Origin of the sequence: Streptomyces sp. NPDC006450 (assembly GCF_040612195.1) — a bacterium.
Classification (GTDB): domain Bacteria; phylum Actinomycetota; class Actinomycetes; order Streptomycetales; family Streptomycetaceae; genus Streptomyces.
Window position 1 is genome coordinate 1 of record NZ_JBEXPT010000022.1, and the last position, 21,048, is coordinate 21,048.

14 protein-coding genes are annotated in these 21,048 nt (G+C 71.9%); 5 read left to right on the forward strand and 9 right to left on the reverse strand.

Features of this window, described 5'->3' with window-relative positions:
- Window positions 1-32: 32 nt before the first annotated feature.
- Complete coding sequence (locus ABZY57_RS10460; protein WP_356510224.1) at window positions 33-2,126, reverse strand: prolyl oligopeptidase family serine peptidase; 2,094 nt, start codon at window positions 2,124-2,126, stop codon at window positions 33-35.
- An 83-nt stretch (window positions 2,127-2,209) separates the two neighbouring features.
- On the opposite strand from ABZY57_RS10460, the gene ABZY57_RS10465 reads away from it, so the two are divergent.
- On the forward strand, window positions 2,210-3,784 hold the full coding sequence (locus tag ABZY57_RS10465; protein ID WP_356510226.1) for an MFS transporter: 1,575 nt from the start codon (window positions 2,210-2,212) through the stop codon (window positions 3,782-3,784).
- 66 nt (window positions 3,785-3,850) lie between these two features.
- Here ABZY57_RS10465 and ABZY57_RS10470 read toward each other — a convergent pair whose 3' ends face one another.
- Both ABZY57_RS10470 and ABZY57_RS10475 read right to left on the reverse strand, forming a co-directional pair.
- Window positions 3,851-5,251, reverse strand: coding sequence for a cytochrome P450 (locus ABZY57_RS10470; protein ID WP_356510228.1), 1,401 nt, complete (start codon window positions 5,249-5,251; stop codon window positions 3,851-3,853).
- A 129-nt stretch (window positions 5,252-5,380) separates the two neighbouring features.
- Window positions 5,381-5,959: an excalibur calcium-binding domain-containing protein gene (locus ABZY57_RS10475; RefSeq protein ID WP_356510230.1), complete on the reverse strand. Its 579-nt coding sequence runs from the start codon at window positions 5,957-5,959 to the stop codon at window positions 5,381-5,383.
- A gap of 321 nt (window positions 5,960-6,280) precedes the next feature.
- Here ABZY57_RS10475 and ABZY57_RS10480 point away from each other — a divergent pair, with 321 nt between their 5' ends.
- Window positions 6,281-6,931 carry an ADP-ribosyltransferase gene (locus tag ABZY57_RS10480; protein WP_356510232.1) on the forward strand — a complete coding sequence of 217 codons (651 nt, stop codon included), beginning with the start codon at window positions 6,281-6,283 and terminating at the stop codon, window positions 6,929-6,931.
- 62 nt (window positions 6,932-6,993) lie between these two features.
- Entirely contained in the window at window positions 6,994-7,242 is a 249-nt protein-coding gene (locus tag ABZY57_RS10485) for a hypothetical protein (protein WP_356510234.1), read from the forward strand.
- A gap of 113 nt (window positions 7,243-7,355) precedes the next feature.
- Here the strand turns inward: ABZY57_RS10485 and ABZY57_RS10490 are convergent, their stop codons facing one another.
- Both ABZY57_RS10490 and ABZY57_RS10495 read right to left on the reverse strand, forming a co-directional pair.
- A complete protein-coding gene (locus ABZY57_RS10490) occupies window positions 7,356-8,885 on the reverse strand; it encodes a UDP-N-acetylglucosamine 1-carboxyvinyltransferase (RefSeq protein WP_356510236.1) in 1,530 nt (509 codons plus the stop codon).
- 57 nt (window positions 8,886-8,942) lie between these two features.
- The gene (locus ABZY57_RS10495; RefSeq protein ID WP_356510238.1) at window positions 8,943-9,434 is read right to left on the reverse strand and encodes a MarR family transcriptional regulator; all 492 of its coding nucleotides are present in this window, start codon (window positions 9,432-9,434) and stop codon (window positions 8,943-8,945) included.
- Window positions 9,435-9,523: 89 nt separating this feature from the next.
- Between ABZY57_RS10495 and ABZY57_RS10500 the strand changes: the two genes are divergently transcribed.
- Both ABZY57_RS10500 and acnA read left to right on the forward strand, forming a co-directional pair.
- Window positions 9,524-10,402 (forward strand): haloalkane dehalogenase, encoded by an 879-nt coding sequence (locus ABZY57_RS10500; protein WP_356510240.1) that lies wholly within the window; start codon window positions 9,524-9,526, stop codon window positions 10,400-10,402.
- A 526-nt stretch (window positions 10,403-10,928) separates the two neighbouring features.
- Window positions 10,929-13,646, forward strand: a complete 2,718-nt coding sequence (acnA, locus tag ABZY57_RS10505; protein ID WP_356510242.1) for an aconitate hydratase AcnA — start codon at window positions 10,929-10,931, stop codon at window positions 13,644-13,646.
- Window positions 13,647-13,932: 286 nt separating this feature from the next.
- On the opposite strand, the gene ABZY57_RS10510 is transcribed toward acnA, so the two are convergent.
- The 4 genes from ABZY57_RS10510 to ABZY57_RS10525 are packed head-to-tail and all read right to left on the reverse strand — an operon-like array spanning window position 13,933 to window position 20,943.
- Entirely contained in the window at window positions 13,933-14,721 is a 789-nt protein-coding gene (locus tag ABZY57_RS10510; protein ID WP_356510244.1) for an alpha/beta fold hydrolase, read from the reverse strand.
- Between the two features lie 2 nt (window positions 14,722-14,723).
- Window positions 14,724-15,623, reverse strand: coding sequence for an acyl-CoA dehydrogenase family protein (locus tag ABZY57_RS10515; protein WP_356510246.1), 900 nt, complete (start codon window positions 15,621-15,623; stop codon window positions 14,724-14,726).
- Entirely contained in the window at window positions 15,620-16,816 is a 1,197-nt protein-coding gene (locus ABZY57_RS10520; RefSeq protein WP_356510248.1) for an acyl-CoA dehydrogenase family protein, read from the reverse strand. Before ABZY57_RS10520 ends, ABZY57_RS10515 begins: the two co-directional genes overlap by 4 nt.
- Window positions 16,813-20,943: an amino acid adenylation domain-containing protein gene (locus ABZY57_RS10525; protein WP_356510250.1), complete on the reverse strand. Its 4,131-nt coding sequence runs from the start codon at window positions 20,941-20,943 to the stop codon at window positions 16,813-16,815. The genes ABZY57_RS10520 and ABZY57_RS10525 overlap by 4 nt, the downstream gene beginning before the upstream one ends.
- Between the last annotated feature and the right edge of the window lie 105 nt (window positions 20,944-21,048).

The window sequence follows — 21,048 nt, forward strand, 5'->3', positions numbered from 1 at the left end:
GGCCCGGCTCGGGAGCCGGGCCGGCGCCCTCCTCAGGCCAGGCCCAGCTCCTTGCGGAAGAACTCCAGCTCCAGCGCCATGACCTTCTCCCGGACCCCGCCCGGGGTCATGTGCGTGACGCCCGGCAGCGCGAGCAACTGGTGCGGACGGCCCGCCTCGGTGAGGGCCTGCGAGAGCCGCAGGGTGTGCGAGGGGTGGACGTTGTCGTCGGCCAGCCCCGTGACCAGCAGCAGCGGCCGGCGCAGCCCCGCCGCGTCGGAGAGCAGGCTGTCCCGCTCGTACACCTCCGGGTGCTCCTGGGGCAGACCCAGGTACCGCTCGGTGTACGCCGTGTCGTACTGCCGGAAGTCGGTCGGCGCTGCCCCGGCCGCCGCCGCGTGGAAGACGTCCGGACGGCGCAGCACCGCGAGCGCGGAGAGGTACCCGCCGTACGACCAGCCGCGGATGCCGACCCGCGTCAGGTCGAGGTCCCCGTGGCGCGCCCCGAGCGCCTGCAGGGCGGCGACCTGGTCCTCCAGGGTGACATCGGAGAAGCCCCGGTACATGGCGTGGGTGAACCGCGGCGAGACGTGCGCGGTGCCGCGGTTGTCGACGGTGACCACGGCGAAGCCCTGGTCGGCCCACCACTGCCGGTGCTGCCAGCGGCGCGGCTCGGCGCTGACGTCCTGCATGCCGGGGCCGCCGTAGCTGTCCATCAGGACGGGCAGCCGCGTGCCGGGGACGTGCCCGCGCGGCAGCACCAGGGCGGTGGGCACCCCGTGCTCGGTGACCCGCTCCAGCACCGGGACCACCCGGTACGGCAGCGGCTGCGACAGGTCGCGGGGGGCGCTGGACTCCCGCGTGGCGGCCCGCCCGTCGGCGGTCCGCAGGACGCGCCGGATCCCGTCGGCGTCGGCGGAGGTCAGCAGCAGCGCCCCTGCGGAGGCCAGGACGGAGTGCACGCCCGGCCCGTCCGCGAGCGGGGTCAGCTCGCCCGTGTCCGGATCCAGCAGGAGTACTTGCTGCTCGGAGGGGTCGCGCTGCCCGGCCTCGATCAGCAGCCGTCCCTCGTGGGTCCCGGCCACGCGGCGGACCTGGAGCCCGTCCCCGGTGAGCAGGACGCCGTCCAGCGCGAGCGCGCGGGCCGCCCCGCCGGGGGTGTCCGCCGAGGTGAGCATCCGGCCGTCGGCCAGGCGTGCCGGGGTGCCGGGCAGCATGGGGTCCACCCACTGGGGGTGCGTGGTGCGCGACAGTTCCCGGGTGCGCCCGGTGTCGGGGTCGGCGCAGAGCAGCAGAACGTGTTGCTGGAGCCGGTCCTGCACGGTGAGCAGGATCTCGGTGGGAGAGTCCCACTCCGCGTCGGAGACGTACGGGTAGGTCTCGGCGTCCCAGTCGAGCCGCACGGCGGCGTCCGGGCCCGGTCCGAGCACCCAGAACCGCACGTCGGCGTTGGGGCCGCCCGCCTCGGGGTACGCGAAGTCCTCGGCCGGCAGCTCCGGGTGCGCCGGGTCGGCGAACCAGCGCCGCTGGAGGGCGGACTCGTCGACGCGGGCGGCCAGCAGGCGCTCCCCGTCGGGGGACCACCAGTGCCCCCGGTGCCGGTCGAGTTCCTCGGCGGCGGCGAACTCCGGTACGCCCCAGCGGGCTCCGTCGTCGGGGCTGACCCGGCCGCCGGGCACGGTGTGGAGGGCGTCGCCGCTGACGTAGGCGATGCGCGAGGCGTCGGGGCTCGGACGCGGGTCGAAGACGGGCCCGGCGGTGGGGAGTTCCTTGGGCTGCGCGGGTGCTCCGGCGTCCGCCGCGCGGGTGACCTGGTACAGGCGGCCGTAGAGCGCGAAGACCGCGGTGAGCCCGTCGGCGGAGAGGGCGTACGAGCCGATCCCTGCGGCGACGAGCCGCGAGCGCTCGCGCAGCCGGCGTTCGACGACGGGGAGGTCTCCGGGCTCGGGGCACAGCTCGCGCGGGTCGGCAAGCCGGGTCTCGTCGCCGGTGGTGGTGTCGAGGGCCCAGAGGCTGTCGAAGGGGTCGGTGGGACCGGTGGAGCGGAGGAACCAGAGCAGCCGGCCATCGGCCCCGAAGGCGAAGGCGCGCGGGGCGCCGTAGGTGAATCGGGCCGTGCTCGCGGAGAGCCTGAGGAAGTCGTCCATGAGCGTAGTTTGACATGTAAAATGTCACATGGCCTAGCCCGTTCGAGTGGTGACCCCGGGGGCGCGGGCTTAGCGTCGTGAGGGTGGACGGGAACGCATCGCCGACCAGAAACGGGACCGACGGCAAGGTCCGAGGAAGCGGGAACGGGCTCGCCCTGTTCGTCATCGCCTCTTGCCAGCTCATGGTCGTTCTCGACATCACCATCGTGAACATCGCGCTGCCGCACATCCAGACCGCCCTCGGCTTCTCCACCGAAAGCCTCTCCTGGGTCGTCAACGCCTACACCCTCGCCTTCGGCGGCCTGCTGCTCCTCGGCGGCCGCGCCGGCGACATCCTCGGCCGCAAACGCGTCTTCATCTCCGGTGTGCTGCTCTTCGGGCTGGCTTCCCTCCTGGGCGGAGTCGCGCAGAACTCCGGGCAGTTGATGGCGGCCCGCGCCCTCCAGGGCGTCGGCGGAGCGATCGCCTCCCCGACCTCCCTGGCCCTGATCACCACCACGTTCCGCGAAGGCCCCGCCCGCAACCGCGCCTTCGGCGTGTTCGCCGGAGTCTCGGCCGGCGGCGGCGCGATCGGCCTGCTCGCGGGCGGCATGCTCGTCGAATGGCTCAACTGGCGCTGGGTGCTCTTCGTCAACGTCCCGATCGCGGTGGTCATCGCCGTGCTCGCCCGGAAGGTGATCCGCGAGTCCGAACGCCACCCCGGACACTTCGACCTCGCCGGCGCACTGCTGTGCACCACCGGCATGGTCGCGCTCGTCTACGGCTTCATCCGCGCCTCGCAGGACGGCTGGCGCGACAGCTGGACGCTCGTTTCCTTCGGCGCCGCCCTGGTCCTGCTGACCCTGTTCATCCTCAACGAGAGGCGCTCGCCGCAGCCGATCACCCCGCTGCACATGTTCGCCGACCGCAACCGGGCCGGGACCTACGCCATCATGCTCATGCTGGCCTGCGCGATCTTCGGCATGTTCTTCTTCCTCACCCTCTTCGTGCAGATCGTGCTGGGCTTCAGCCCGTTGCACGCCGGCCTCGCCTTCCTCCCGGTGAGTGTGGTGGTCGCGGTGGGCGCCGGCATCACCTCCCAACTCCTGCCGAAGTTCGGGCCCAAACCCTTCATGGTCGCCGGAGCGCTCTCCTCGGCGGCGGGCCTCGCCTGGCTGACGCAGACCGACGTCCACTCGACGTACCTGGGCAGCATCCTCGGCCCGCTCCTGCTCTTCGGCCTCGGCATGGGCCTGCAGTTCGTCTCGCTCACACTGATGGCTCTGTCCAACGTCCCGGACCGGGAGTCGGGCGCCGCCTCCGGTCTGCTCAACTCCATGCAGCAGATAGGCGGTTCGCTCGGCCTCTCCATCCTGGTGACCGTCTTCGGCACGGCCAGCCGCAACGAGGCCAAGGATCAGGTGGCCGGCTTCATGCGTACGGCCACCCCCGAACAGAAGGCGTTCTTCGCGCGCACCCGGCAGTTCCCCAAGCCGTGGAGCGACCAGGTGCTCACCTCGGGCATCAGCGCGGCTTTCGTGGTGGCGGCCGCGTTCACCCTGGTCGGGGCGTTGATCGCGCTGGTCGTCATCCAGGTGCGGCCCTCGGACATCGCCCGGCTCCAGGGCAACCACAAACCGACGGAGGCCGCAGGGGCGGCGGGGGCGAAGGAGGCGTGAGGCTCCTTCGCGTCCGCCGGTGAGGCCCCGGGCCCCGCCCCCGCACCCGCCCCGCGGGCAGCGGCCCTACGCCCCCAGGCGACGGATCCGGCAGCGCACCGGGCTGGTGGTGCGCAGGGTGATCCCGGCGACCACGGAGATCTCGGTGTCCACCGCCTCGAACTCGTAGGCCCGCAGCAGCATCGCCAGCGCGATCACCGATTCCAGCATGGAGAAGTGCTGTCCGATACAGGCGCGCGGACCGCCGCCGAAGGGCAGCCACGCGTAACGCGGCCGGCCCGCCTCGGCCTCCGGGGTGAACCGGTCGGGGTCGAAGCGCTCCGGGTCCGGCCAGTAGGCGGGGTGGCGGTGCGTCACCCAGGGCGCCACGATCACATCGGCGCCCGCCGGGATGGTGTGCCCGTCGACCTCGGCCGCGGCGACCGAGCGGCGGCCGAGGACGGGGGCGGCCGGGTAGAGGCGCATCGCCTCCTTGAGCACCTGGGTGAGGTACGGGAGCCGGTCGAGGTCGGCGGCCCCGGGCGTACGGTCGCCCAGGACCGCGGTGATCTCGGCGCGGGCCCGGCTCTGGAACTCGGGATGGCGGGCCAGCAGGTGGAGGGAGAAGGCGAGCGAGGTGGCGGTCGTCTCGTGCCCGGCGAGCAGGAAGATCAGGACCTGTTCGCGCAGCTCGGTGGCGTCGAACTCCCCGTCGTCCGTACTGGTCGCGGCGGCGAGCAGCGACAGCAGGTCCTCGCCCACCCCCTCGCCCGCACCCGCGCCCCGGCGGCGCTCGGCGATGATCCCGTCGCACACCGCGTACAGCTCGTCCATCGCGGCGGCCGCCCGCCTGTTCCCCGGAGTGGGCCAGTCGCGGGGGACGTTGACGGGGGAGTAGCCGCGGCGCATCACGTAGGCAGTGATGACCGGAAAGCACCGGTCCACGACATCGGCGGTGGCGTCCACGTCGGTGCCGAAGAGGATCCGGGCGACGGCGCGCAGCGCCAGGGTCATCATCTCGTCCGAGACGTCGACGACCCCGTCCGGGGCCGCCTCCCAGCCGGCGAGGGTGGAGGCGGTCTCGGTCGCCACCGCGTCCGCGTACCCGTCCACCCGCCGCTTGGTGAACAGCGGCTGGACCAGCCGCCGCTGGCGCAGGTAGTCCTCGTCCTGACTGGTGAGCAGACCGTTGCCGAGCGCTTCGCGAACCTCCTGGTAGAGGGCGTTGTCCTTGCGGAAGTTGGCCGCCTGCGAGGCCAGGACCTGCTGCGCCCCCTCGGCCGAGAACACGCAGTGCAGCTCGGTGCGCAGCCCCGGCGGCCCGGCCGCGATCCGCACGACGTCGCCGTGCCGGTGCCGCGCCCGCTCGTACGTACCGAGGGCGTCCGATTTCAAGTCGGCGAGCGACCCGAGCAGCGGGGCGCCCTCCAGCCGGGGGATCCCCGTACCGTCGCTGGTGCCTGTCCTTGATGCTTGCGCTGCTGCCATGGCTCCGCCCTCAGAACTGTACCGACAGGGCGATTCTGAGGGCGGGCGCCCACAAGAGGCGAGGGCTGCCGGGGCATCAGGCCGAATATCGCCGCAGCGCACAAGCCCTCCTCCCGCGGCCCACCCCTCCTACTTGTCGCAGGCGATGCCGTCGTCGTCCCGGTCGAGGTGCTTGCCGTAGCCGGGCTGGCCGCGCCGGATCGGGGCGGCGCCGGCGGCCTTGGCCTCGGTGCAGTTCTTGTAGGAGACGTCGTCGGGCGCGGGGGCCGGGGTCGGCGAGGACGCCGGCGGCTTCGGCTTGCCGGTGGCGCCGGCGACCGGAGTCCGGGTGGGAGTCGGGGTGCCGACGGGCCGCAGGGCGGCTCCGGCCTGCGCCGGGCACGGGGTGCCCGGGCCGGTGAGGGAGATCTCGGCGGCGCTGCCGGGCGGCAGCGGGGCCCCGGCCGCCGGGGTCTGGAAGCAGACCAGCCACATCGTGTGGACGCGGGACAGCTCGACGTCGGAGTAGGCGCCGCGGACCTCGACCGGCGTGTCGGACAGCTTCTTGACGAGGCTCTCGGCCTCGGAGGCCGTCTTGCCGACGAGCGCGGGCATCACGGGGCCCGGTGACGTCGGGCTCGGCGCGGGTCCGGGCTTGTCGGAACTCTTCGCGGCCGTGTCCCCGCAGCCGGCGAGGGACAGGGCGACCGCCGCCGCCATGGCCGTCATGGCGACCCTTCTGCGTCTCCGGTACGTGTCTCGCTGGAACATATGACCCCCCACGGTCGTTGTCGCGCCGAATCGGCACAGAGTACGTTGATCGTCACGGCGTGTACGCCGAACGGGGAATCAGGGCCCGGGAGTCCGCTCCCGGGGTCTCCCCGGCGGCCGTCACGGAGCGGATCGCGGGTGGGTGTGGGACCGGTGTCCGGCGAAGGATCGTTACTCCATCAACTCGCCGCGACGGCAAGGCAGTCGGCCATGCGGCGACACGCTCACCATCGAGTGAGGATGCCCGCGCGGGCACGGCGCGGGCGCAAGGGTGGGCACATGATCATCTCCGCCCTGCGCCGCCGGGCCGCCGTGCTCGCGACCGCCCTCGCCGCCGCCCTGCTGCCCCCGGCCTCAGCGTCCGCGTCCGCACCCGCCTCCCCGCATGCGCTCGCCTCCGCGCCCGGATCGCTCCACGTGGCCGCTCCCGCGAACTCCTGTCCACGGGTCGCGGACCACCTCTTCGCCGCCGCCGACGAACGCGTGCAGGTGGAGCGCATCACCCCCTCCCCGTCCTGGCGGATCAACTGCAAGCAGCTCTACCGCTCGGACGGCCGCCCCCCGTCGGTGGTCTTCGAGGAGGGCTTCCTGCCCAGGGACACCCTCGACGGCCAGTACGACATCGAGAGCTACGTCCTGGTCAACCAGCCCTCCCCGTACGTCTCGACGACGTACAACCACGACCTGTACAAGTCCTGGAAGAGCGGCTGGAACTACTACATCGACGCCCCGGGCGGCGTGGACGTCAACCAGACCATCGGCGACACCCACAAGTACGCCTCCCAGGTGGAGGTGGCCTTCCCGGGCGGCATCGCGCGCTCCTTCATCGTGGCCGTCTGCCCGGTGGACACGGTGAAGAAGGTGGAGATCATGGACCGCTGCGAGGACAACCCGCACTACGAGCCCTGGCGCACCAACTACCCGGGCTGAACCCACGGCGGCGCGGTCGGAACCCTGTCCTCCGGCCCGCCGCTCCTGGAAGCATCCCGTGCATGAAGATCCTCACGCGCGCCGCCGCCACCGCCTCGCTCCTGTTCGTCACCGCCCTGGGCCTCTCGCTGCCCACGGCCGGCGCCGCCGTCGCGGGCAACTGCGCCGGTTGCATCGACGACGTCTCCGTCACCGCCGAACTGGGCCCGGCCTGGAGCGGCCGGAGCGCACAGGCGGGCGGCTGCGGCAACTGCTGGTCGTACGCAGTCGCCGCCCCGGCCGGCTGGAACGGCAGCCACGGCGACGCGTAGCCCGTAGCCCCGGAACGCGGAAGGCCGCCTCCGGCGCTCCCCGCGGGGAAACACCGGCGACGGCCGACGGCCGGCAGGGAGGGGAGGGACGGCTCCGTCCCCGAACCCGCAGGCTAGATGTCGCGGAAGATCTCGATCTGCGCGCCCACCGAGTTGAGGCGCTCCGCCAGTTCCTCGTAGCCGCGGTTGATCACGTAGACGTTGCGCAGGACCGAGGTGCCCTCGGCGGCCATCATCGCCAGGAGGACGACCACGGCCGGGCGCAGGGCCGGCGGGCACATCATCTCCGCCGCGCGCCAGCGGGTGGGGCCCTCGACCAGGACGCGGTGGGGGTCCAGGAGTTGGAGGCGGCCGCCGAGGCGGTTGAGGTCCGTGAGGTAGATGGCGCGGTTGTCGTACACCCAGTCGTGGATCAGGGTCTGGCCCTGGGCCACGGCCGCGATGGCGGCGAAGAAGGGGACGTTGTCGATGTTCAGCCCGGGGAAGGGCATCGGGTGGATCTTGTCGATCGGCGCTTCGAGCTTCGACGGGCGGACGGTGAGGTCCACCAGACGGGTGCGGCCGTTGTCGGCCGTGTACTCGGGGGAGCGGTCGTGGTCGAGGCCCATCTCCTCCAGGACCGCGAGCTCGATCTCCATGAACTCGATCGGGACCCGGCGGATCGTCAGCTCGGATTCCGTGACCACGGCCGCGGCCAGCAGGCTCATCGCCTCGACCGGGTCCTCCGAGGGGGAGTAGTCCACGTCCACGTCGATGTTCGGGACTCCGTGGACCGTCAGGGTCGTGGTGCCGACGCCGTCGACCCGGACGCCGAGGGCCTCCAGGAAGAAGCACAGGTCCTGGACCATGTAGTTGGAGGAGGCGTTGCGGATGACGGTCGTTCCGTCGTGCCGGGCGGCGGCCAGCAGCGCGTTCTCGGTGACGGTGTCCCCGCGCTCGGTCAGCACGATCGGGCGGTCCGGGGAGACCCCGGACTCGACCTGGGCGTGGTAGATGCCCTCGGTCGCGGTGATGTCCAGGCCGAAGCGGCGCAGGGCGATCATGTGCGGCTCGATGGTGCGGGTGCCGAGGTCGCAGCCGCCCGCGTAGGGCAGCTTGAAGTGGTCCATCCGGTGGAGGAGGGGACCGAGGAACATGATGATGCTGCGGGTGCGGCGGGCCGCGTCCGCGTCCATGGCGTCCATGTCGAGGCGGGCCGGCGGTACGAGTTCCAGGTCGACGCCGTCGTTGATCCAGCGGGTGCGGACGCCGATGGAGTTCAGGACCTCCAGGAGGCGGTAGACCTCCTCGATGCGGGCGACCCGGCGAAGGACCGTACGGCCCTTGTTGAGCAGGGAGGCGCACAGCAGGGCCACGCACGCGTTCTTGCTCGTCTTGACGTCGATCGCGCCGGACAGACGGCGGCCGCCGACCACGCGCAGGTGCATCGGACCGGCGTAGCCCAGGGAGACGATTTCGCTGTCGAGGGCTTCCCCGATGCGGGCGATCATCTCAAGGCTGATGTTCTGGTTGCCGCGCTCGATCCGGTTCACGGCGCTCTGGCTCGTGCCCAGGGCGTCCGCGAGCTGACTCTGCGTCCAGCCCCGGTGCTGCCGGGCGTCACGGATGAGCTTGCCGATGCGTACGAGGTAGTCGTCTGCCATGGATGCACCGTATCTCAGATATGAGATGCCGCTCGCGCTGGGTGTGGCAGACGGGTCTTACCGGTCGTCAGCTCCCATGGTGGGGCCGCCGCGTGCGTGGTGCGCGACGAGACGGCCGAGCAGTCCGACGAGCTGCTCGCGCTCGGGTGCGGACAAAGGGGACAGAAGCTCCTCCTGGGCCGCGGCGAGCAGTTGGTCGAGCTTGCGGAGCCGGCGCCGCCCGGCGGCCGTGAGGGTGATGACGTTGCGCCGCCGGTCGGCGGGATCGGGGGTCCGTTCGACCAGCTCGCGTTCGGCGAGCTCGTTGATGACGGCGACCAGGTCGCTGCGGTGGATGTCGGTGCGGCCGCTCAGGGCCGCCTGGCTCGCGGGCCCGAACTCCTCCAGGGCGACCAGGGCCGCGTAGTGCCATTTGCGTGCGTCTGCCCCGCTCAGTCCCTCGGTGACGAGCCGTGTGGCGTGCGCCGAAGCCTGCGAGAGCAGTCGGCTGGGCAGTTCGCGCAGTCGCGCCGGGAGGGCGGAAGTGCCCTGCTCCTCTTCCGTGGTCATGCCGGGATCGTACCCCTTGCGTTCGGAGCACTAACGATTTAGGTTCGTTGGTGTCACGAACGTTCGTGGTCCAAACGAAAGTGAAACGGATGGTTCCCATGCCCGTCGTCGGCGTACTCGATTCGACCGTGTACTACGAGGAGGCCGGCGTCCCCGACGGCGTCCCCTTCGTCTTCCTGCACGGCAACCCGACCTCCTCCCACCTGTGGCGCGGCGTCCTGCCCCGGATCGGGGGCCGGGTCCGCATCCTCGCCCCCGACCTCATCGGGATGGGCCGCTCGGGGAAGCCGGGCGGCGAGTACCGCTTCGCCGACCACGCCCGCTACCTCGACGCCTGGTTCGAGGCCCTCGGCCTCGACGCGTGCGTCCTGGTCGGACAGGACTGGGGCGGGGCGCTCGCCTTCGACCACGCCACCCGGCACCCGGGGCGGGTCCGGGGCCTCGCCTTCATGGAGACGATCCTGCGGCCGATGAGCTGGGAGGAGTACCCGCCCGCCGCCCGCGCCCGGTTCCAGGCGATCCGCACCCCGGGGACGGGGGAGGAGATGATCCTGGAGCAGAACCTCTTCATCGAGGACAGCATCGGCAAGACGGTGCTGAACACGCTGAGCGAGGCCGACCACGCCGTCTACGCCGCCCCGTACCCGACCCCCGAGAGCCGGCTCCCGCTGCTCCGGTGGGCCCGCTCCCTGCCGATCGGCGGCGAACCCGCGGACGTGGTCGCCCGGGTCGAGGCGTACGACGCCTGGCTGGCCGCCAGCCCGGGGGTGCCCAAGCTCCTGCTCCACTTCGACGGCTCGCCCGCCCTGATGGTCGGCCCCGAGCTGGTCGCGTGGAGCGAGGAGAACATCTCCGCGCTGGAGAGCGAGTACTGCGGCGCCGCCGCCCACCTCTGCCCGGAGGACCGGCCCGAGGAGATCGCGGCCGCCGTCACGGCCTGGGCCGCGCGCCACGGTCTTGCGGGCTGAGCCGCCGGGGCGGAGCCCCGGGAACCCCGGGGGAGCCTGCTGCCGGTCCGCACCGGCCGGGACCCGGCGCAGGCCGGCCAGGACCCGGCGTGCACCGGCCGGGGTCTGGCGCAGGCCGGTCAGGACCCGGCGTGCACCGGCCGGGGTCTGGCGCAGGCCGGTCAGGACCGGCGTACGCCACCCGGACCGGCCTACGCCGACAACGAACCCGTCGTGACCACCGTCACCTTCGGTCCGGGGCGGATGGCCGAATCGACGGATTCGTCCCCGGCCAAGCTCGCCGAATCCGGACATGCCCGATCCGCTGCGCGGCTGACCCGACCGGCGGGGCCGGGGGTGCGTGCCTCGTCCCGGCGCCCCGGCATGTACTAGAGTTATCTCGACATCGAGATATCTGCCCCGGACGTGCCGCAGCCGCCCCGCTGGTAAGGGTTACCTAACTTAGCCTCACCTTAGCGGAAAGGCCAGAGTGCCTCGCGGCAGGATTGCGGCAATACGCGCGAATTCATGCATGAAGGAGACTGTCGTGTCGGCGAACAGCTTCGACGCCCGCAGCACGCTGCAGGTGGGCGACGAGTCGTACGAGATCTTCAAGCTGGACAAGGTCGAGGGCTCCGCCCGCCTTCCCTACAGCCTGAAGGTCCTGCTGGAGAACCTGCTCCGTACCGAGGACGGCGCGAACATCACCGCCGACCACATCCGGTCGCTCGGAAACTGGGACTCGCAGGCCCAGCCCAGCGAGGAGATCCAGTTCACGCCGGCCCGCGTGATCATGCAGGACTTCACCGGCGTCCCCTGCGTCGTGGACCTCGCCACCATGCGCGAGGCCGTGAAGGCCCTCGGCGGCGACCCGGCGAAGATCAACCCGCTCTCGCCCGCCGAGATGGTCATCGACCACTCGGTCATCGCGGACAAGTTCGGCACGAAGGACGCCTTCGCGCAGAACGTCGAGCTGGAGTACGGCCGCAACAAGGAGCGCTACCAGTTCCTGCGCTGGGGCCAGACCGCCTTCGACGACTTCAAGGTCGTCCCCCCGGGCACCGGCATCGTCCACCAGGTCAACATCGAGCACCTGGCCCGCACGGTCATGGTTCGGGGTGGCCAGGCCTACCCCGACACCCTCGTCGGCACCGACTCGCACACCACGATGGTCAACGGCCTGGGCGTACTGGGCTGGGGCGTCGGCGGCATCGAGGCCGAGGCCGCGATGCTCGGCCAGCCGGTCTCCATGCTGATCCCGCGCGTCGTGGGCTTCAAGCTGACCGGCGAGCTGCCGACCGGCACCACCGCCACCGACCTCGTGCTGACCATCACCGAGATGCTCCGCAAGCACGGCGTCGTCGGCAAGTTCGTAGAGTTCTACGGTGAGGGCGTCGCCGCCACCTCGCTCGCGAACCGCGCCACCATCGGCAACATGTCGCCGGAGTTCGGTTCCACCGCCGCGATCTTCCCGATCGACGACGAGACGCTGAAGTACCTGCGCCTGACGGGCCGCGACGCCCAGCAGGTCGCCCTGGTCGAGGCGTACGCGAAGGCCCAGGGCCTGTGGCTGGACCCGGCCGCCGAGCCGGACTTCTCCGAGAAGCTGGAGCTCGACCTCTCCACGGTCGTCCCCTCCATCGCCGGCCCGAAGCGCCCGCAGGACCGCATCGTCCTCGCCAACGCCTCGCAGCAGTTCGCCCAGGACGTGCGCAACTACGTCGAGGATGACGACGAGGCGGGCAAGGAGTCCTTCCCGGCCTCCGACGCCCCGGCGAACCACCCGAACGGCGGCCCGTCGAAGCCCACCCCGGTCACCCTGGCCGACGGCACCACCTTCGAGATCGACCACGGCGCCGTCACCGTCGCCGCGATCACCTCGTGCACCAACACCTCGAACCCCTACGTCATGGTCGCCGCGGCGCTCGTGGCCAAGAAGGCGGTCGAGAAGGGCCTGGGCCGCAAGCCCTGGGTCAAGACCACCCTGGCCCCCGGTTCGAAGGTCGTCACCGACTACTTCGACAAGGCCGGCCTGACCCCGTACCTCGACAAGATGGGCTTCAACCTCGTCGGGTACGGCTGCACCACCTGCATCGGCAACTCCGGTCCGCTGGACGAGGAGATCTCGAAGGCGATCAACGAGCACGACCTCGCGGTCACCTCGGTGCTCTCCGGCAACCGCAACTTCGAGGGCCGCATCAACCCCGACGTGAAGATGAACTACCTGGCCTCCCCGCCGCTGGTCGTCGCGTACGCCATCGCGGGCTCCATGAAGGTGGACATCACCCAGGACGCCATCGGCACCGACACCGAGGGCAACCCGGTCTTCCTGAAGGACATCTGGCCCTCCGAGGCCGAGGTCAACGACGTCGTCGCGAACGCGATCGGCGAAGACATGTTCAGCAAGTCCTACCAGGACGTCTTCGCGGGTGACGCCCAGTGGCAGGCGCTGTCGATCCCGACCGGCAACACCTTCGAGTGGGACCCGCAGTCCACCTACGTGCGCAAGCCCCCTTACTTCGAGGGCATGACGATGGAGACCACCCCGGTCTCCGACATCACCGGCGCCCGTGTGCTGGCGAAGCTGGGCGACTCGGTCACCACCGACCACATCTCCCCGGCCGGCGCCATCAAGGCCGACACCCCGGCCGGCAAGTACCTGACGGAGCACGGCGTCGAGCGCCGCGACTTCAACTCGTACGGTTCCCGCCGCGGCAACCACGAGGTCATGATCCGCGGTACGTTCGCCAACATTCGCCTCCGCAACCAGATCGCGGCGGGCACCGAGGGCGGCTTCACCCGCGACTTCACCGTCGAGGGTGCCCCGGTCTCCTTCATCTACGACGCCTCGCAGAACTACCAGGCCGCCGGCATCCCGCTGGTCATCCTGGCGGGCAAGGAGTACGGCTCGGGCTCCTCCCGCGACTGGGCCGCCAAGGGCACCGCCCTGCTCGGCGTCAAGGCCGTCGTCGCGGAGTCCTACGAGCGCATCCACCGCTCCAACCTGATCGGCATGGGCGTCCTGCCCCTGCAGTTCCCCGAGGGCGCCACGGCGGCCTCCCTGGGCCTCACCGGCGAGGAGACCTTCTCCTTCACCGGAGTGGAGGAGCTGAACAACGGCACCACCCCGCGCACGGTCAAGGTCAGCACCGACACGGGCGTGGAGTTCGACGCGATCGTCCGCATCGACACCCCGGGTGAGGCCGACTACTACCGCAACGGCGGCATCATGCAGTACGTGCTGCGCCAGCTTGTCGGTTCTTGACCTGATGTGAACGAGCGCCCTGCCCCCGCGTCTCGCGCGCGGGGGGCGGGGCACTCGCGCTCGGCGGTGCGCAAGACGCGCCTGTGACCGTGATCGCAGACGATCCGTTCCCGGAGCGGAGCCGCGCATCCTGCGACGACGAAGAACCCCGCACCTGGTACCAGGTGCGGGGTTCTTCTGTGAGGTGTTCACGAGCGGGGCATCGACCCCGGATTTCGAACGGATGCTCGGGCGTGCCGAGGGAACCGGAGCGGCACCTGACCCGGGACCGGGTGCCGCTCGTGGCTCAGGCGGGGTGTGGGGTGGGTTCCGGGCCCGTCCGGGTCAGGAGGGATCTCAGTTCGGTGGTGACCTCGGAGTGGCGGGGGACCAGGTAGAAGTGGCCGCCGGGGTGGAGGGAGAGGGTGAAGGGGCCCCTTGTCGTGGTGGACCACGTCCTGGCGTCTCGTAGGGGGACCCGGGGGTCCGTAGTGCCTGTCATGGCGGTGACCGGGCAGGTGAGCGGGGGGCCGGGGGTGTGGACGTGGGATTCCACCGCCCGGAAGTCGGCGCGCAGGGCGGGGAGTGCCATGCGGAGGATGTCTTCGTCTTCCAGGGGCGGGACGTCGGTGCCGTTGAGGCGGGAGACCTCGGCCAGGAGCGCGGCGTCGCCCAGGTGGTGGAAGGACGGTCCCGGGGGGAGGTGGGGGCCGCGGCGGGCGGAGGCGACGAGGTGGGCCGGGGGGCGGCCCGCGGCTTCCAGGAGGCGGGCCAGCTCGAAGGAGACGACGGCGCCCATGCTGTGGCCGAAGAGGGTCAGCGGTGTCTGGTCCTCCGGGTCGAGCAGGCGGAAGAGGGCTTCGGCCAGTTCCGTGAGCGACAGCGACGCGGGTTCCGCGCGCCGGTCCTGGCGGCCCGGGTACTGCACCGCCAGGACGTTCACCTCCGGCGCCAGTTCCTGGGCGAACGGCAGGTAGAAGCCGGCCGAGCCGCCCGCGTGCGGCAGGCAGAGCAGGCGGGGTGCGCCCGGGCGTGCCGGGCGGAACCGGCGGATCCAGAGGTCGCGTTCGGCGGTGATGGCGGTGGTGGTTGTCATCGTCAGAGTACGGATTCCGTGAGGGCTCGGCGGTAGAAGAGCTGCGCGTCGTCCTCGTCGAGGAGGCCGGACGCGCCGTGCAACTGGAGGACCTCCGTCGTGGTGTCCACGGCCAGTTCCTTGGCCAGACCGAGGGCCTGGTTCGGGCGGTCCCCCCGGTAGAGCAGGCTCCGGACCGCTTCCAGCCTCGCCGACAGGGCCGCCAGGCGGAACGCGGGGTGCTGGTGGGAGCCGAGCGGAGCCCCGAAGAGGATCCTCCGGCGGGCGTGCGTCACCCCCAGGTCCAGGGCTCCTCGGCACAGGCCCGTCAGGTACGCGGCCTGTCGTGAGTGGGATCGGGAGAAGACTGTCGTCGGGTCGGCCAGTCGTCCCGTCGCCACCAGGGGGGTGTCGGGGGGTGCCGTCACCGTGAAGAGGCCGCCTCTGCCCAGGTCCTCGTGTTCCCTCAGGCGTATGTTCGGGTCGTCCAGTTCCATGAGGGAGAAGCGTTCCTCGTCGACCGTCAGCAGCAGGTCCGCCTGGTCCGCGCAGCGGACGAAGCGGCGGTCCGGGCCCGCGAGCGCGACCGCCAGGTCGCCGTGCCGCAGCGCGTCGACGAGGTCCTCCGTCTCCGGTGTCGCGGGCAGTGCCGCGAACGCGTCGAGCGCCGTCACCGTGTCGAGGTAGGGGCCGCGGTAGAGGGTCTCGCCCAGCAGTTCGCAGACCGGCAGGACGTCGTGCGTCTCGCTGATCGCGCCGGACTCGGCCAGCGTGGCCCACACCGCGGCCTGCGTACCCGCAGCCTCCTCCGAAAACGGCCGTTGGCCGAGCCGGCGGAGTGCCGGGCGTAGTTCGGGGGACGAGAAGAGGTCCGTGAGGGGGGAGGAGGGCGCTTCGGCGCCGCTCTCGTCGGTCAGGGTCACAGCAGCTCCAGGTGTGAGGTCGCGATGGCGCGCAGCATCACCTCGGACGTTCCCGAGGCGAGCGTCAGCGTCGGCGCGTAGCGCAGGGCCCGCTCGATCCTCCCGAGGTCCGGCGCGTCCGGGTCCTGGTTGGTGAGCAGACCGTCCCGGCCCCGCAACTCCAGGCAGAACCTGGCCACTTCCCGGGCCTGCTCGGTCACGTACCACTTCGCCATGGCGGCGAGTACGGAGTCGGTCCTGCCGGCGTCCAGTTCGGTGACCATCCGCCAGGCGAGGGCGTGCCCCGCCGCGAGGCGCGCGTCGAGGGCGGCGTACCGCTCCCGCATCCTCTCGGGCACCGCGTCGGCCACCGAGTCGAGCCAGTGGCGGATCTTCGCGTGGAAGTCGATGCCCGTCCGTTCGAGGAGCAGCAGCTCGTTCATGAGCCGCCAGCCGTCGTCCACCTCACCGACGACGTCCTCGCGCGTCAGCCGCACCCCGTCGATGGAGATCTCGCAGAACGCGTCGTCGGTGAGGTTCGGCAGCGTCCTGATCGTCACCCCCGGGGAGCGCAGGGGGAGGAGGAAGAGTCCGATGCCGGGCATGGTCCCCGGCACCGTGATCGCCGCGCACAGGGCGGTGTCCGCGAAGCCGGACTTCTGGTTGAACACCTTGGTGCCGTACAGGCGCCAGGCGCCCTCACCGTCGGGCTCGGCCCTCGTCGTCATCCGCCCGAGGTCCGAACCGGCCTGCGGTTCGGTGAAGAGGACCGTCGCGATCTGCTCGCCCCTGGCCAGCGGCGGCAGCAGTCGCTCGCGCTGCGCGTCGGTGCCGCTGTCGAGGACGAAGCGCCCCACGATGTCCACGCTCAGCACGTGCGCGTCGTCCGGTACCCCGGCGAGGATCATCTCCTCGGTGACCACCGCGGCTTCGTAGTGGCCGAGGCCGGCGCCTGCGTACCGCTTCGGCCAGCTCGGCGCGAGCCAGCCGCGCTCGCCGAGCAGGCGGTACGTGGTCAGGAGGCCCGGTTCCCTGCCGGGCGGGAACCGCCGGATGCCGTCCACCTCCTCCTGGACCGCCGGCGAGCGCAGCAGCGCCCGTACCTCCTCGCGGAACGCGATGCGAGCCGGGGTCGGTCGCGTGTCCGGGATGTCCGTCTCCGGAAGGAGGTGCGTGGTGGGCGTGGGCGTGGGCGGTGGGGTCGTGGTGGTCACGGCTGGGTCCCTTCGAGGAGCGCTCCGAGTGTCCGGGCCAGTTCCGTGACGTGCGGAGCCCGCATCATTCCGTAGTGGTCGCCCGGTGCCCGGTGCCCGATCACCGGGCCGCTCGTCCAGGGCTCCCAGGCCTCGGCCGTCGCCTCCGGGGAGTCCTCGGCCAGCAGCAGGTCGATGCGGCCGTCGTACCGCTCCGGTCGCCAGACCGCTCCCGTCGACAGGATCGCGAGGAATACGTCCATGCGCCGCCGCAGCAGCTCGGCGGAGCCGGACGGGGCGAGCCCCGCGTCCACGAGCGCGCCGACGACCCGGTCGGACTGCGCCGTCTCGTCGAGGCCGGCCAGTTCGTCGGCCGACGGTCCCACGGCCTCGTGCCCGGCCGTGAGCGCGAGATTCTCGGCGAACAGGGCGCGCAGCAGCGACGCGGCCGGCGCCTCCTCCAGTACGGGCGGCTCCTGCGTGTCGAGCAGCGCCAGCAGCTCGACGCGCGCGCCCCGCTCGCGCAGCTTCACCGCCGTCGCGTGGGCGAGGCCGCCGCCCACCGACCAGCCGACGAGGCGGTAGGGGCCTTCCGGCGCGGTCGCTCGTACGGCGTCGGCGTAGGCCTCCGCCATCTCGGCGACGGACCGGGGGAGCGGGCCGGCTTCGAGGCCCAGTGCCTCGATGCCGTAACACGGCACACCCGGCGGCAGGTCGCGGCAGAGCGCCGCGTACGACATCGACGAACCGCCACTGGCGTGGAGGAAGAAGACCGGTGCGTGGCCGGGGGTTCCCGGGCGCAAGGGGACGACGAGGCCGCTCGGGGTGAAGTCGGTGCTCGGGGTGGGTGCGGTGGGTGCGGTGGTCGTGGCGCTCGCGGTCGTCGGGGTCAGGGTCTGCGGCACCTCGCTCTCGATGAGCTCCGACAGCGCGGCGACCGTCGGCGCGCGGAAGAAGGCGCGCAGTTCCAGACTCACCCCGAAGGCCTCGCGGATCCGGGACGTGATCTGAGTGATCCGCAGCGAGTTCCCGCCCAGGGTGAAGAAGTCGTCCGTGACCCCGATGTCCGTCGTGCCGAGCACCCCGGCCCAGATCTCCGCGACACGCACCTCGGTCGGGGTGCGCGGCTCGACCCGCTCGGGGGCCGCGGGACGGCCCGGGGCGGGGAGCTTCGGGTGGTCGATCTTGCCGTTGGCGTTCAGCGGGAAGGCGTCGAGCGCGATGAACGCGGTCGGGATCATGCCGACCGGGAGCAGGGCGGTCAGCGCGTCGCGCAGCGCCGTCGCGTCCGGCTCGGTCCCGCCGTCGGTCACGAGGTACGCGACGAGGGCGCCGTCCCGTACGGTCACAAGAGCCTGCCGGATGCCGGGCCTGCCGGTGAGCGCCACCTCGATCTCGCCGGGCTCGATCCGAAGGCCGTTCAGCTTGATCTGACGGTCCGCCCGGCCGAGGAACGTGAGCACGCCGTCCTGGCGTCGGACCGCGAGGTCGCCCGTGCGGTAGACCCGGCTGCCGGGCGGGCCGTAGGGGTCGGGCAGGAACTTCTCCGCGGTCAGCCCGGGGCGGCCGAGGTAGCCCCGGGCCACGCCGGTGCCGCCCACGTAGAGCTCGCCGGGTACGTGGACGGGGGCGAGGTCGCCGCGGTCGTCCAGGATGTACGCCCGGTAGCCGGGGAGCGGCAGACCGATCGGCGGGGGGCCGTCGAGCACGTCGGGGACGAGGTGGTCGATGCAGGCCACGGTCGCCTCGGTGGGGCCGTAGGCGTTGTGGAAGGTCCGGCCGGGGATGTTCCAGCGGTTTACCAGGTCCCCGGGGTAGGGCTCAAGGCCCACGAAGAGGGCGCGCAGGTCGGGGAAGGCGTTCGCGTCGAGCTCGGCGAGGATCGACGGGGGCAGGTCGGTCACGGTGACCGCCTCGGTCTGCATCAGCTTCGTGAGCGTGCCGAAGTCGTGCAGCACCGTGACCGGTGCCTGGACGAGCGCCGCGCCGCTGGTGAGCGCCGAGAAGAAGTCGAAGACGCTGACGTCGAAGGCCGGGTTGGCGAACTGGAGGACCCGGTCGCCCTTGCCGAGACCGAAGACGCCGACGATGCCGATGATGAAGTCGACCGCCTGGCGGTGTTCCACCACCACGCCCTTGGGGCGGCCCGTCGAGCCCGAGGTGTAGATGACGTAGGCCGCGGAGGCCGGGTCGATGGGGTGGATGGGGCTGGTGGGGTCGGGGGAATCAGCGGTACCGGGATCTGCGTCCTGCGCGTCGAGGAGCACCGGGGTCACCTGCGGGGGCAGCAGCTCCGCCACGCTCCGTACCGTCAGCACCGTGCGACAGCCGGAGTCCTCCAGCATCCAGGCGATCCGGTCCCTGGGGTAGCCGGGGTCGATCGGCAGGTAGGCCGCGCCCGACTTGAGCACCCCGAGGAGCGCCGCCGGGAGCTCCGGGCCCCTCGGCAGCAGGACGGCGACGATGTCGCCGCGGGCGTCGAGCCGGGCGTCGAGGCGCCGGGCGATCCGGTCGGCGCGTGCGTTCAGTTCGCCGTACGAGACGGTGTCGCCCTCGAAGAGGGTCGCGGGCGCCCCGGGGTCGGCGGCGGCGCGCTCCTCGAACAGCTCGTGGAGCAGCCGGCCGTGCGCGTCCGGTGCGGCGGGGCCGACGGCGTGGTCGAGGGCGAGGGCGCGCTCCCCGGAGCCGAGCAGGTCGATCCGGCTCAGCGGGATCGCGGGGTCCGCGCAGACCTGTTCGAGGATGGTGGCGTACTGGGCGAGCAGCCGCTCGATCCGGTCGGCGTCGAACAGGTCGGTGGCGTACTCGGCCCACAGGTCGAGGCCTTCCCCCGGGACCTCGGTCGCCTGGACGGCGAGGTCGAACCGGGAGGTGCCCTGCTCGGTCGGCTCGTGGATCACCTGGAGCCCACCCGCCTCGCCCCGGTCGGGCGTCGCGTTCTGGAGGGTGAAGCAGACCTGGAAGAGTGGGTTGCGGCTGGCGTCCCGCTCGGGGCGGAGCTCCCTGACGAGCCGGTCGAAGCCCAGCTCCTGGTGGAGATGGGCACCGAGAACGGTGTCCCGGGTCCGGGTGATCAGCTCACGGAACGCCGGGTCGCCCGCCGTGCTCGTCCGCAGCACCAGCGTGTTGGCGAAGAAGCCGATGAGCCGCTCGATGTCGGGGTGGGTCCGGCCGGAGAACACCGAGCCGACGACCACGTCCTTGGCGCCCGTGTAGCAGGTGAGCAGCGCGTTGAAGCCGGCCAGCAGAACGCTGAGCAGCGTCGCCTGCTCGGCGCGCGCCAGCTCCGAGAGCCGCGCGCGCAGCTCCTCGGGCAGCCGGAGCGTGGTGGTGGCGCCGCGGAAGCTCTGCTCGGCGGGGCGCGGCCGGTCGGTCGGGATGTCCAGGGCCGGCAGGTCGGCCAGCCGCTCGCGCCAGTACGCGAGCAGGCGCTCGGTCGCCTCGGCCGAGGCCCGGCCCCGCTCCCAGCTCGCGAAGTCGGCGTACTGCACAGGCAGTTCGGGAAGCTCTGGGGTCGTCCCCGTCACGGCCGCGGCGTAACAGGCCGTCAGCTCCGCGACGAGGATCCCGGTCGACCAGCCGTCGGTCGCGATGTGGTGGATGCACAGGACCAGCAGGTGGTCATCGGCGGCGAGCCGGATGATCCGGGCGCGCAGCACCGGTCCCACGGCCAGGTCGAAAGTGCCGGTGGACACCTCCTCCGCCAGGGCGTGGGCGGCCTCCTCGGCGTCCGGCCGCCCCGTCAGGTCGGTGACGGGCAGCTCGACCCGGTCCGGGGCCGGGTCGACGACCTGGTGGGGTACGCCGTGCTCTTCGAGATAGCGGGTGCGCAGGATCTCGTGCCGGCCGACGACGCGGGTGAGCGCCGTGACCAGGTGCCCGTGGTCGAGCGGCCCGCGCAGGCGCAGCGCCAGCGGCGAGTTGTAGACGGGCAGGTCCGGCATCCACTTGTCGAGGAACCAGAGCCGCTGTCCGGCGAAGGACAGGGGCAGCGCCCGGTCGCGCGGCACGGTCGGCACGCGCGTCACGGCGCCCCGGCGAGCGCCCAGCTCCTGGAGCAGACGCTTGGCCTCGGTGGCCCCGCCGCCGGCCGCCCGGCCCTTGCGCGCGCGAGCCGGAATCGGCCCGCCGGCCTCGAACCTCGGCATGCGTCATCTCCTCCTGGCTGACTTCTGGCTTATGACTTCTGGCGTCCGACGTCTGACGTCCGACTGACTTCTGGTCCATCGCACTGTGGTGCACCCGCTGGGGGA

Excerpts from the sequence above, each read along its gene's own strand:
- ABZY57_RS10460 (WP_356510224.1), bottom strand. The coding sequence starts at position 2,126 with ATGGACGACTTCCTCAGGCTCTCCGCGAGCACGGCCCGATTCACCTAC.
- ABZY57_RS10470 (WP_356510228.1), bottom strand. The coding sequence starts at position 5,251 with ATGGCAGCAGCGCAAGCATCAAGGACAGGCACCAGCGACGGTACGGGG.
- ABZY57_RS10475 (WP_356510230.1), bottom strand. The coding sequence starts at position 5,959 with ATGACGGCCATGGCGGCGGCGGTCGCCCTGTCCCTCGCCGGCTGCGGG.
- ABZY57_RS10480 (WP_356510232.1), top strand. The coding sequence starts at position 6,281 with ATGATCATCTCCGCCCTGCGCCGCCGGGCCGCCGTGCTCGCGACCGCC.
- ABZY57_RS10485 (WP_356510234.1), top strand. The coding sequence starts at position 6,994 with ATGAAGATCCTCACGCGCGCCGCCGCCACCGCCTCGCTCCTGTTCGTC.
- ABZY57_RS10490 (WP_356510236.1), bottom strand. The coding sequence starts at position 8,885 with ATGGCAGACGACTACCTCGTACGCATCGGCAAGCTCATCCGTGACGCC.
- ABZY57_RS10495 (WP_356510238.1), bottom strand. The coding sequence starts at position 9,434 with ATGACCACGGAAGAGGAGCAGGGCACTTCCGCCCTCCCGGCGCGACTG.
- ABZY57_RS10500 (WP_356510240.1), top strand. The coding sequence starts at position 9,524 with ATGGTTCCCATGCCCGTCGTCGGCGTACTCGATTCGACCGTGTACTAC.
- ABZY57_RS10510 (WP_356510244.1), bottom strand. The coding sequence starts at position 14,721 with ATGACAACCACCACCGCCATCACCGCCGAACGCGACCTCTGGATCCGC.
- ABZY57_RS10525 (WP_356510250.1), bottom strand. The coding sequence starts at position 20,943 with ATGCCGAGGTTCGAGGCCGGCGGGCCGATTCCGGCTCGCGCGCGCAAG.